The sequence below is a fragment of the Bacillus sp. FSL L8-0193 genome (assembly GCF_037976065.1).
GTDB classification, from domain to species: Bacteria; Bacillota; Bacilli; order Bacillales; family Bacillaceae; genus Bacillus; species Bacillus paralicheniformis.
Window position 1 is genome coordinate 523660 of the sequence record NZ_CP150261.1, and the last position, 12440, is coordinate 536099.

9 protein-coding genes are annotated in these 12440 nt (G+C 47.3%); 8 read left to right on the forward strand and 1 reads right to left on the reverse strand.

Features of this window, described 5'->3' with window-relative positions:
* The 4 genes from MHH76_RS02620 to cobA all read left to right on the forward strand — a co-directional run bounded on the left by MHH76_RS02620 (window position 1) and on the right by cobA (window position 6617).
* Window positions 1-2160 (forward strand): nitrate reductase, encoded by a 2160-nt coding sequence (locus MHH76_RS02620; protein WP_035337190.1) that lies wholly within the window; start codon window positions 1-3, stop codon window positions 2158-2160.
* Window positions 2161-2273: 113 nt separating this feature from the next.
* Entirely contained in the window at window positions 2274-4694 is a 2421-nt protein-coding gene (nirB, locus tag MHH76_RS02625; protein ID WP_035337188.1) for a nitrite reductase large subunit NirB, read from the forward strand.
* 30 nt (window positions 4695-4724) lie between these two features.
* A complete protein-coding gene (nirD, locus tag MHH76_RS02630) occupies window positions 4725-5045 on the forward strand; it encodes a nitrite reductase small subunit NirD (protein WP_020450192.1) in 321 nt (106 codons plus the stop codon).
* A gap of 111 nt (window positions 5046-5156) precedes the next feature.
* Window positions 5157-6617, forward strand: coding sequence for a uroporphyrinogen-III C-methyltransferase (gene cobA / locus MHH76_RS02635; protein ID WP_043054062.1), 1461 nt, complete (start codon window positions 5157-5159; stop codon window positions 6615-6617).
* A gap of 25 nt (window positions 6618-6642) precedes the next feature.
* On the opposite strand, the gene MHH76_RS02640 is transcribed toward cobA, so the two are convergent.
* Window positions 6643-7323 carry a GntR family transcriptional regulator gene (locus MHH76_RS02640; protein WP_039073216.1) on the reverse strand — a complete coding sequence of 227 codons (681 nt, stop codon included), beginning with the start codon at window positions 7321-7323 and terminating at the stop codon, window positions 6643-6645.
* A 227-nt stretch (window positions 7324-7550) separates the two neighbouring features.
* On the opposite strand from MHH76_RS02640, the gene MHH76_RS02645 reads away from it, so the two are divergent.
* The 4 genes from MHH76_RS02645 to MHH76_RS02660 all read left to right on the forward strand — a co-directional run bounded on the left by MHH76_RS02645 (window position 7551) and on the right by MHH76_RS02660 (window position 12434).
* On the forward strand, window positions 7551-9191 hold the full coding sequence (locus MHH76_RS02645) for a DASS family sodium-coupled anion symporter (protein ID WP_023857919.1): 1641 nt from the start codon (window positions 7551-7553) through the stop codon (window positions 9189-9191).
* A gap of 145 nt (window positions 9192-9336) precedes the next feature.
* The gene (locus MHH76_RS02650; protein WP_023857918.1) at window positions 9337-9732 is read left to right on the forward strand and encodes a 3-hydroxyacyl-ACP dehydratase FabZ family protein; all 396 of its coding nucleotides are present in this window, start codon (window positions 9337-9339) and stop codon (window positions 9730-9732) included.
* 15 nt (window positions 9733-9747) lie between these two features.
* Window positions 9748-10212, forward strand: coding sequence for a tRNA (N6-threonylcarbamoyladenosine(37)-N6)-methyltransferase TrmO (tsaA, locus tag MHH76_RS02655; RefSeq protein WP_023857917.1), 465 nt, complete (start codon window positions 9748-9750; stop codon window positions 10210-10212).
* Between the two features lie 170 nt (window positions 10213-10382).
* Window positions 10383-12434, forward strand: coding sequence for a BglG family transcription antiterminator (locus MHH76_RS02660; protein ID WP_043054542.1), 2052 nt, complete (start codon window positions 10383-10385; stop codon window positions 12432-12434).
* Window positions 12435-12440: the final 6 nt, after the last annotated feature.

Genomic DNA, 12440 nt, shown 5'->3' on the forward strand with positions numbered 1-12440 from the left:
TTGACAGAACGATTGCTAAAGTACTTTCGCACGAAGCAAAAAGAAGTGCAATCCGAAAAAACGTATGACACCCAATGTCCATTTTGCAGCATGCAGTGCAAAATGCAGCTCATTGAACAGACGATTGTGACAAGAAAAAAATACACGGCGGTCGGAAAAGACAATCCGACGACAAAAGGACGGCTGTGCATGAAAGGGATGAACGCCCACCAGCATGCCTTTCATTCGGAGAGGATCACCCATCCGCTGATCAAAAAAAACGGCGACTTCGTCCGTGTGACATGGGATGAAGCGCTTCAGTACATCAAAGAGCAAGTAACAGCGATCCAGCATGAAGATGGCCGCGATGCTTTGGGTGTATACGGCAGCGCGTCCATTACAAACGAAGAAGCGTATTTGCTGGGGAAGTTCGCCCGCGTCGCCTTGAAGACGAAGCATATTGACTACAACGGCAGGCTTTGCATGTCGGCGGCCGCTACAGCTGCAAATCAAACCTTTGGAATGGACCGGGGGCTGACAAATGCCCTTTCCGAGATCCCCCATGCAAGGGTCATCATCCTCGCAGGTACGAATATCGCAGAGTGCCAGCCGACGATCATGCCGTATTTTGAAGAAGCGAAGCAAAACGGGGCCTACATCATTGTCATCGATCCCCGCGAAACGGCAACGGCCAAGATCGCCGATCTGCATTTGAAAATCAAGCCGGGGACAGACGCCGCGCTCGCAAACGGTATGCTGAAAGTCATCATTGAAGGACAGCTGACAGACGGAGCTTTTCTCAGAGAGAGAGCTGAAGGTTTTGAAGAGGTCAAGCGCCATGTGGCGTCTTTATCACTTGAAGACATTTCGGCCAAAACCGGGATACAAATCGAGCAGATTAAAAAAGCTGCAGTGAAATTTGCCCGTGAGGAGACGGGAATGCTGTTCACGGCAAGAGGGGTTGAACAGCAAACGGACGGAACGGCTGCCGTCAGAAATTTACTGAATATTCTAATATCAACTGGGAAAATCGGCAAATTTGCTTGCGGCTACGGCGCCGTCACCGGACAAGGAAATGGGCAGGGGGCGCGGGAGCACGGCCAGAAAGCAGATCAGCTGCCAGGGTACCGGTCGATTGAAAACGAAGCTGACCGCGCTTATATTGCGGATGTTTGGGGCATAAAAGCTGAAGACCTTCCAGGAAAGGGTGTATCCGCCTATGAAATGATGGAGAAAGTTCATGAAGGCGAAATTACCGGGATGTTTTTAATGTGTTCAAACCCTGTTGTATCCAGTCCGAACGCAGGCTTTGTCAAATCCGCTTTGGGAAAATTAAAGTTTTTTGCCGCCGTTGATTTGTTTCTTTCTGAAACGGCTAGACTCGCGGACGTCATTCTCCCCGCATCATCCTATCTCGAGGACGAAGGAACGATGACCAATCTGGAAGGCAGAGTGACATTAAGGGAAGCCTCAAAACCGTGCCCCGGTGAAGCGAGGCATGACTGGCAAATGATTTGCGATATTGCTGCTGCGCTTGGAAAAGGCCGTTATTTCTCATATCGATCGGCAGAGGATGTTTTTAATGAATTAAGAAAAGCGAGCCGCGGCGGAATTGCCGACTATTCGGGCATCACTTATGAACGTCTGAGAAAGGAAGGCGGCATTTTATGGCCTTGTCCCGAACAGGGACACCCCGGGACACAGCGCCTGTTTGAATCATCCTTTGCCCACCCGGACAAAAAAGCGAAAATGTGCGTCGTCCCGAACGAACCAATGATCAAAAAAGATGAACCGACTGAAGAGTATCCCCTTTATCTGACGACCGGAAGGGTGATGTCTCATTATTTAACCGGAGTACAGACGAGAAGGAGCGCTGCACTCAAGGCCAGACACTTTGAATCATTTATGGAAATTCATCCGAAAACGGCGGAAAAATACAACATTAGCGACAGGGTGCTGGTCAGGGTGGAGTCAAAAAGAGGCAGCATCATTGTCAGGAGCAAATTATCGGAAGCCATCAGGCCGGATACCATTTTTGTGCCGATGCATTGGGCAGATTCGCAAAATGTGAACGATTTGATAGCGGAAACGCTCGATCCGTCTTGCAGAATGCCGGGATTTAAGGTTTGCTCCGTAAAAATTCGTCCGTCAGTTGACAATTATGTGAATAAATTGTCATAAAAAGTCATAAAAAGTTTACAAAATTAACTATAATTTGTGATAGTTTTAAAGATGTAAACAGAATACTTGTTTAGGGCGTATAGTGAATTGTTTTGAAAAAGGGGAGGATCATAGTGAAAAAAAAGCAGCTAGTCCTGGTAGGGAACGGTATGGCCGGGGTCAGGGCCGTTGAAGAAATTCTTAAAATTTCAAGCGAAGAGTTTCAGATCACGATTTTTGGAAACGAACCGCACCCAAACTATAACCGGATTCTTCTTTCCAAAGTGCTTCAAGGAGATACGGATGTTAAGGACATTACACTGAATGATTGGGATTGGTATGAAGAAAACGGGATTCAGCTGTATACGGGGGAAGAAGTCGTTAAAGTTGATCCGGAGTCCAAAACCGTCATCACGGATGCGGGAAGAGTCCAGCCGTATGATGAACTGATTTTGGCGACAGGTTCTCTCCCTTTTATTCTGCCATTGCCCGGAGCGGATAAAGAAGGTGTAACAGCATTCCGTGATATCAAGGATACGGATATCATGCTCGAAGCTTCCAAAACGTACAAAAAAGCAGCCGTTATCGGTGGCGGATTGCTGGGACTGGAAGCAGCGCGCGGACTTCTTAACCTTGGCATGGACGTTACCGTTATCCACCTCGCGCCATATTTGATGGAGCGTCAGCTTGATGCAATCGCAGGACGGCTTTTGCAAAAAGAGCTGGAGAAGCAGGGCATGAAATTTTTGCTGGAAAAGCAGACAGAAGAAATTTACGGAGAAACACGTGTCGAAGGCTTAAAATTCAAAGACGGCTCAATGCTTGAAGCCGATTTGGTCGTCATGGCGGTCGGAATCAAGCCGAACGTTCAGCTCGGCAAAGACTGCGGCCTTCCGGTAAACAGAGGAATCGTCGTCAATGATTACATGGAAACCGAAGTTCCCAACATTTATGCTGTCGGAGAATGTGCGGAACATAGAGGCATTGCCTACGGACTTGTCGCGCCTCTTTATGAACAGGCGAAAGTGCTTGCCAAAAAAATCTGCGGCGTTGAAACAGCTCCGTATGAAGGGTCTGTTTTATCAACCCAGCTGAAGGTTTCCGGTGTTGAGGTCTTTTCTGCCGGTGATTTTAATGAGGATGACGGAGAAGACAAAAAAGCGCTTAAAGTGTTTGACGAACAGGACGGAATCTACAAGAAAATCGTTCTGCGCGGCAATCAGGTGATCGGCGCCGTACTGTTCGGAGACAGCAGCGAAGGTAACAGGCTGTTTTCCATGATTCAAAAAGGAGCAGATATTTCAGATACTTCTAAAATTTCAATCTTGCAGCCTTTGAATCAGGAAGAAGGCATGAGCTTGACCGCTGCGATGAGCGACGATGAGATCGTATGCGGCTGTAACGGCGTTTCGAAAGGAATGATCATTCAGGCGATCAAAGAGCAGGGCTGCACATCGACGGATGAAATTAAAGCCTGCACAGGCGCATCACGTTCTTGCGGAGGATGTAAGCCGCTTGTCGCTGAGATTCTTCAGCATACGCTCGGCTCAGAGTTTGATGCTTCAGCACAAAAAGAAGCGATTTGCGGATGTACGGACCTGTCAAGAGACGAAATCGTGGCCGAAATCAGAGAAAAAGGGCTGACCCATACGAAAGAAGTCATGAACGTGCTCGGCTGGAAAACGGCGGAAGGCTGTTCCAAATGCCGCCCTGCGCTTAACTACTACCTCGGCATGATCAATCCGAAGGAATATGAAGATGAAAGAGAATCCCGCTTCGTCAATGAACGGATGCACGCCAACATTCAAAAAGACGGCACATATTCAGTTGTACCGCGGATGTACGGCGGGGTTACCAATTCGAATGATTTGCGGCGCATCGCTGATGTCGTCGACAAATATGAAATTCCGCTAGTGAAAATGACCGGCGGCCAGCGGATCGACCTGATCGGCGTCAAAAAAGAAGATCTTCCGAAAGTATGGGCTGATCTTGACATGCCTTCAGGATTTGCTTACGGAAAAACGCTCAGAACCGTAAAAACGTGTGTCGGCGAACAGTTCTGCCGCTTCGGTACGCAAGACTCAATGGCCCTCGGAATTGACCTTGAGAAAAAATTTGAAGGGCTCTACACGCCTCACAAAATTAAAATGGCGGTTTCCGCTTGTCCGAGAAACTGCGCTGAATCCGGCATTAAAGATATCGGCGTCGTCGGCATCGACGGTGGCTGGGAAATTTACGTCGGCGGAAACGGAGGCACGCATTTGCGCGCAGGCGATCTGTTAATGAAAGTCAAAACGGCTGAAGAAGTCATCGAAATCACAGGCGCGTATCTCCAATACTATCGTGAAACAGCCAACTATTTAGAACGGACATCTGCTTGGATCGAACGTGTCGGCTTGTCCCACGTCCAATCCGTATTGAATGATAAAGAAAAACGCAAAGAGCTGAATGACCGCATCAATCAAGCGCTGTCTGTCCATAAAGACCCGTGGAAAGACTTTTTGGAAGACGAAAAGACAACAAAACAGCTATTCGAAAATGTTGTCACTTCTTAAAATGAGAAATCAACTTGAGGAGGAATTCACATGGTGAACAAGAACTTAACAAAGGTGTTTGTTTCGAAGATCGGGGATTTGCCGAATCAGCTTGGGAAGACAGTGCTTATCGAGGACAAGGAAATCGCGGTATTCAAGCTTTCAAACGGCAATGTCCGCGCGATTGAAAACCGCTGCCCCCACAAAGGGGGCGTGCTTGCCGAAGGAATGGTAAGCGGCAAATTCGTCTTCTGTCCGATGCACGACTGGAAGATCAGCCTTGAAGACGGCAAAGTCCAAGAGCCTGATACAGGGTGTGTTCAGACATACGAAACGGTCGTTGAAGGCGAAGATTTGTATATCGTTTATTAAACGGCTCAAAGACATGTATTGTCAAAAGCCTCAAGGGTCGCTGAATGTGCTCCCTCTTTATTAAAAAAACAAACGCGTTCACAGAATCGGCAGATGGAAGGATGACAGTTGATGGGGAATGGGAAAGTATATTTTGTCGGGGCCGGACCGGGCGATTCAGGATTGATCACATTAAAAGGAAGAAAGCTGATCGAGGCGGCGGATGTCATATTGTACGACAGGCTCGTCAATTCTCGGCTGCTTGAGCATGCAAAAGCATCATGTGAATTTGTCTACTGCGGCAAGCTCCCGGACCGCCATTATATGAAACAAAGTGAAATCAATGCACTGCTCATTGAAAAGGGGCTGCAAGGCCTCAAAGTGGTCCGGCTGAAAGGAGGAGACCCGAGCGTGTTCGGCAGAGTCGGAGAAGAAGCGGCAGCCGTCAGCGAACACGGCATCCCGTACGAAATGGTGCCCGGCATTACATCGGGAATCGCCGCGCCTCTTTATGCCGGACTGCCTGTGACCCACCGCGATTTCGCTTCATCCTTTGCCGTTGTCACCGCCCATGATAAATCGGGCAAACCGGAAATGAATTGGGAAGGGCTGGCCAAAGGCGTCCAAACCCTCGTCTTTTACATGGGGATCAAAAACCTTGGTTATATATGCGAGCAGCTGATGAAACACGGCAAGTCTCCCCTTGTTCCCGCGATGGTCATCCAATGGGGCACATGGGGCCGGCAGCGGAGCGTTAAAGGGACATTGCAGAATATCAGGGAAAAAATAACCGAGCATCAAATTAAAAATCCCGCGATCATCGTCATCGGCGACATCGTATCATTCAGGCAGAACAGCTGGTTTGAAGAAAAGCCTTTGATCGGGCTGAACATGATGGCGGTCAAAAGCTGTGAAGAAGAACGAGTCCCGTTGGAGACGCTTCGTGAACAAGGCGCTGAAGTTGTTGAATGGCCGAAATGGAAATCAGCCGAAACGGTGCCTGACGATACAGTTTTAGATCGAATTGCTTCTTTTGACAGCCTGCTGTTCACCTCAAGTGCGTCACTGCGCAGATTTTTCAGCCGGCTTGCCGCTTTGAAGATCGATGTCAGGGAAATGCGCGGCCGGCTCTACGCTTCAGATCTGCATGTAAAAGCAGCTCTTGAAGAACGGGGATTTTCCGCTTTTCTGCAGGCGGAAATGCCGGTTTCGGACAGCTGTTTGCTGATCGGCAGCCGGGAAGCCGTGCAAAATCAACCGCACTCCGGTTGTGAGGTATTGATTACACATGACAGGATGATCGACAGCCGCTTTACATCGATCATTAAACGGGAGATCGAGGAGTTTCCTGTTGATATCGTGATCTTTGCCAATCGAACATGCGTCGAGCTGTTCGTAAACGAGGCTGAGACAATCGGCCTCCATCCGGAAAAAACGGCTGCCCGGCTGCAGGCGGTCTGCCTCACGGAAGAAGCGGGGAAGAAGGCTGCAGCCGCAGGGTTTCAGCGCGTTCATATTGTGAATGAACGCGACCGCCTTCCTGATATCATCAAAGGGATCAACCGCACAGCCGAATTTGTCTGCCAGAGCTGAAAAAAGCAGGGGTAACGCTGCTTTTTTAGCGTGCGGAACTGCTTCCGAACAACACCTCTTTTAAATAGCAAAGGTCTGCCTCTATATGCTTCCTCATTGATTCGGCAGCCTTGGCGTCATTTCTGTCCTGCATGTGACGCAGAATCTCCTCGTGCTGATTGATGATGTCAAGGGTGCGCACCGGTTTTTCAAGGTTTTTGCTCCGGTAGAAAAAGGTCAGCGACCGCAAATCAAGCAGCTGTTTTTGCAGGCGTTCGTTTTCGCTCGTTTCGATGATGACATCATGAAATTGCGTATTTAGGCGAAGAAGTGCATTGGCCGACTCCGGACTTTGGGTTTCCTGGTGCTTACGCGCTTCAGAGAGCGTTTCGGAAATGAGCTCCAGTGTTGCATTTGAAGCAAGGCGGGTTGCCAATGAAACGGCCAGGGATTCGAGCGCCTGGCGGCATTGGTATATTTCTTCAAGGTCTTTGATTGTCGGTTCATAAACTGTAATTTTTGATTTATCATCTATCGATAATAATCCTTCTTGTTCAAGTGTCCGAATCGCCTCCCTGACGGGGCTGCGGCTCACTTGCAGCTCCTTGGCGATTTTGGATTCGTAGATCCGTTCGCCGGGTCGATATCCTCCTTTAATAATCATATCTTTTAAATAATGATGGACTTGATCATGATAAGAGACTGCACGTTGTATGGAAAACTTCACGCTGTTCACCTCGTTTATTTTTCACTGCGGAAATCACTAATAGTCTAGCAAAAAGAGAGAAATACCATCAACCTAAAATTACCATAATATTGAGTATTTTGTGACAAAAAAGTGTTGACTGCCATTAGCTGTCCGTTATAATTAAGTTATAACTGTCGACAGTCGGCAGCTTACTTTTTATTTACTATTGTAAGCGCTTTATCGATAGAGGGGAAGGGGGATTTTTGATGAAATCAAGCGTTGTGTCAGCATGGGATATGCTTTGGAGATCACACCGGGAAGCAAAGAGGCTGCTTTTGTTCGCCATGCCTGTCAGGGCGGGAAAAGATGCTGATTTAAAGATCAAGTCGGAGCAAACCATGAAGGAAGAAAAGCCGCCGAGCTATAAAACGCCTCAGAAAATCGGACTGCTGCTTGGTCCTGCATTGTTTTTCGCCGTCCTTTTGTTCTTTTTTCCCGAGGGTCTGAGCCATGAAGGAAGAATGGTATTGGCGACCACGTTGTGGGTTGCGGTATGGTGGATTACGGAAGCTGTTCCGATTCCGGCTGCATCATTGCTGCCGATCGTGCTGCTTCCGCTGACCGGGGCGCTGGAAGGGGCAGCTGTCACGTCAAGCTACGGCGATCCAATCGTTTTTTTATTTTTAGGAGGCTTTTTGATTGCACTTGCGATGGAGCGCTGGAATCTTCATAAACGGATCGCGCTTAATATCATTTCTGTAGTGGGAACGAGCACGTCAAGGATCGTCCTCGGGTTTATGGCGGCCACAGGGTTTTTGTCCATGTGGGTCTCAAATACGGCCGCTGTCATGATGATGCTTCCGATTGGAACCGCTATCATTCATCAGGTATCAGCCGTCATGAAATCTGAAAGAAAAGATTTAGCCGGAGAAGAAGCGAAATTTTCAAAAGCGCTGATCTTCAGCATCGGGTATGCGGGGACGATCGGCGGACTCGGTACGCTAATCGGCACACCGCCAAACATTATTTTGGCGGCCAATATTAAGAAGCTGTACGGAGTTGAAGTGTCTTTCGGGGGGTGGATGGCTTTTGCCGTTCCGGTCGTTGTCATTTTGCTTGTAGCGGTATGGCTGTACTTGACGAAAGTGGCGCATCCGATCAAGATGAAGGAGCTTCCGGGCGGAAAAGAATTGATTCTCGAAGAAAAAAGAAAGCTCGGAAAGATGAGCTTTGAAGAAACAATGGTTCTGCTTGTCTTCGGGTTTGCCGCGTTTATGTGGGTGACGAGGACATTTTTATGGGATGACAAAATACCCGGTATTGACGATACAATGATTGCGATATTCGCAGCTTCATTGCTCTTCTTGATCCCTTCGCTCAATAAAGGGGGCAGGGTATTGGACTGGTCGGTTTCGAAGGACTTGCCGTGGGGGATTCTCCTTTTATTCGGAGGAGGCTTGGCGCTCGCGACCGGTTTTAAAGAAACGGGTCTCGCCGAGTGGATCGGCGGAAGGCTTACGGTATTGGATGGATTTAACTTTGTGGTCATTGTTGTTATCTCAGCGGCATTGGTTCTCTTTTTGACGGAGATTACGTCGAATACGGCTACGGCGACTATGATTCTGCCTGTACTGGCCTCGCTCGCTTTAGCGCTGAATGTTCACCCGTACGCATTAATGGTGCCTGCTGCAATGGCGGCAAACTGCGCCTTCATGTTGCCGGTCGGCACGCCGCCGAATGCAATTATTTTCGCATCGGGCAAATTGAAGATCAGCGAGATGGTTCGAACCGGCTTTGTTATTAATATTTTCACACTGATTTTAATCGTCGGAGCTGTGTTTTACATTCTGCCGAATTTATGGGGAGTGGATCTAACCGTCTTCCCGGACAATCTGAAATCGAATTGATGAAGCAAAGCCCGGGGGCTTAGACCCCGGCTTTTTGTCATGGTGGAATGTTTGAGCGTTCAGCAGCTTCATTCTGTGTCATCGCGTTAAATAAAAGAGAAAAAAATGAAACTGCGGTATAATCATGTAAAAAAGGATGATCAGCGTGAACAATTCTCTACTGCCGCATCGATACCCGTTTCTATTCATTGACCGTGTTGTTGAGAGCGAGCCGGGAAAATGGGTGAAAGGATATAAATTCATAACGGAAAACGACTGGTTTATCACGGAAAACCAAAAGGAAATGCCATTTTCCATTATCATTGAAGCGCTGGCTCAAACCGCTGCATTTACTGCGCTCAAAGACCCGGCTGAGATCGGCTTTCTGTCTTCGGTGAAAAAAGCTGAATACACCGGCAAGGTCTTTGTGGGAGACAAACTTGATCTTTATTTTGAAGTTTCCCGCTTTAAAAGAGGGTTTTTATTCGGCAACGGAACCGCCTCAGTAAACGGAAAACCGGCAGCGAAAGCGGAGATCGGGATTTTTATGGAAGCGAAGTGAAAGCGGGGGATAAAATTGATAGAATTAAAGCCTGTCGCGTTTGTGAAAAACTTGCGGACTGTGCCGCAGGATGATCATTGGGGCGATGTGATTTCTGAAATTAATTTGGCTGAAGATATTCATCCGGACGCTTTAAAAGGGATCGAAGCATTTTCTCATTTGGACATTATCTTTTACTTTCATCAAGTAAAAGAGGATCAAATACAATATCAGGCGAGGCGCCCGAGAAACAATCAAAACTATCCTGAGACAGGCATTTTCGCCCAACGGGGAAAAAACAGGCCCAACAGGCTCGGCGCAACCGTTGTGACACTCCTTGAAAAATCCGGGAGCAAGCTTGTAGTGAAAGGGTTGGATGCGATTGACGGAACACCTGTAATCGATATCAAACCGGTAATGAAAGAGTTTCTTCCGAAAGGGCAAATCATACAGCCGAAGTGGTCGGAAGATTTGATGAAAGTATATTGGCATGACAGCTGATTGATAGAAAAAAACCTCTCAACACCTTTTGAGAGGTTTTTTCATGCTTGTACGATAAAAAAGAAGGATATCAGACCAATCTTGAAGATCGGAAGTCCCATGAATTGTACCCAATCGGCAAACAAAATGAAAACGCTTTATTATATGATGGCAATAAGGGGGGCGCAAAAATGATCAACGAGAAACGTCCGGCTCAATTGCTTCAATATTTGCTGCGTGTCAGAGAAGCGACCATGCATCAGCTGATTGATCATTTTCAATTATCAAAACGGCAAATCTGCTATGACCTGGACAAAATCAATCATTGGCTGACCGGCAAGAAGCTGCCTGAAATCGAATATAAAAGAAAAAACCGGCTGGCCGTTCCGGAAAAATTGCTTGAATTGCGGTTCTCCGAAGCCTGTTCAGACATCGGCCGCTCGTTTATTTTTACACAGGAAGAGCGGATCAAAGCCTTGTACATGTTCCTGTTTGTCCGCAGGGAGCCGATTTCATCCGCTCATCTCACACAGTTATTGCAGGTCAGCAAAAATACGGTCATGAATGATGTGAAAAAAGCGAATGAGGCGCTGGCTCCGTTTTTGGTGGCGATCAGATATACAAGACAGCGCGGCTATCATTTAATAGGAAGCGAGTTTGATAAAAGAGTTCCTGTCATGCACCACCTTTCTTATTTTCTGCAAAAGCCTTACGGCAAAGAAATCCTTCATTATATTTTAAAAGTTTCCGGCTCGTGCGATCACACACAACAAGAAACGAAAAGAGCGGTTGAACTTGTCTCGAAAGAATACAGGATTCAACTCGTTGAAGAAAGGCTCAATGAATTTGTTTACTTTCTGATGATGTATTCGATCAGAGTGGCCGAAGGAAAAATTGTTCGTTTTCACCAGGAGGAGGGGGAGCTTTTAAAGCAAAGTCCGCTGAAAAACGCAGCCGTAAGGCTTGTGAATGAACTTCGGATTCCCGTCTATGAAACCGAACTTTGCTACATTTTGATCCAGCTGCTCGGGCTTTCATTTGGACAACAGCCGGCGCATGATCCGCTTTATCAGCTGTGTGAAAAGCTTGTGTTTGAATTTGAATCAAGAGCATGCATCACATTTCCGAGGAGACGCGAGGTGGCGGAATCTCTTTATCGGCACTTGAAGCCGGCATATTTCAGAATGAAATACCGCATTCCGATTCACAATCCCCTGCTCAGCAAGATTAAGAAAGAGCACAAAGAACTGTTTACCATCGTTCAAAAGCTGATGCGGCACCTTGAAGCGCTGCTGAACAAACCGGTTCCAGAAGAAGAAATCGGCTTTATCACGATTCACTTTGGTGCATTGCTTGAGCAGCCGGTACAGTCCGGATCATCGAAAAAGACAGCTGTCGTCATTTGTCCGAGCGGTGTCAGCTCATCCTTGATGGTCAGGCGCCAGCTTGAATCGCTATTTTCAGAGATTGTCGTTGAGAAGGCGATGTCTTTGCAGGCATTCACACCTGACGTCTTTGACCGTTATGATGCCGTGTTTTCCACCGTTGAGCTTAAAACCAAAAAACGATACTACATGGTCGGGCCGCTGATGACGCCCGCTGAAAAAAGCAGGCTTGTCAATGAAGTGTATCAGGAACTGTTCGGCGTGAAGCAAAAGGAGCTTTTGACAGACGAATTTCTTCACATCCTCAAGAAGCACGCCAAAATCATAGACGAAAAAGGCCTAAGAGAAGCATTGAAAAATATTATATTTATTCAAAAAGTGACGGAAACAAGGGGGAAACGACCAGTGCTGAAAGATCTGCTGACAGATGAAACCATTCAAATGGCTGACCAAATCAAAAGCTGGGAAGAAGCGATTCAAACAGCGGCAAAACCTTTGCTTGATAAGGAGGTGATCTTGAAAGAATACACAGATGCCATGATCGACAATGTCAAAAAGATGGGACCTTATATGATCATCGGCCCCGAGATTGCCGTTCCTCATGCAAGACCTGAAAAAGGCGTCCGAAAGGTGGGAATGAGTCTCCTGAAACTGAAGGAGCCGGTCTATTTTTTGGATGATGAACAGTATCCGGTAAGGCTTTTGTTTTGCATTGCGGCGGTTGACCATACGACACATCTGAAGGCGCTTTCCCAACTGACCCGGCTTCTCAGCAATAAAGAAAATCAGGACTCCTTAAAGGAAACCGAGTCGTTGGATCATATCAAACGTTTAATCGAAGCCTATTCATCCAATTAAAAACAG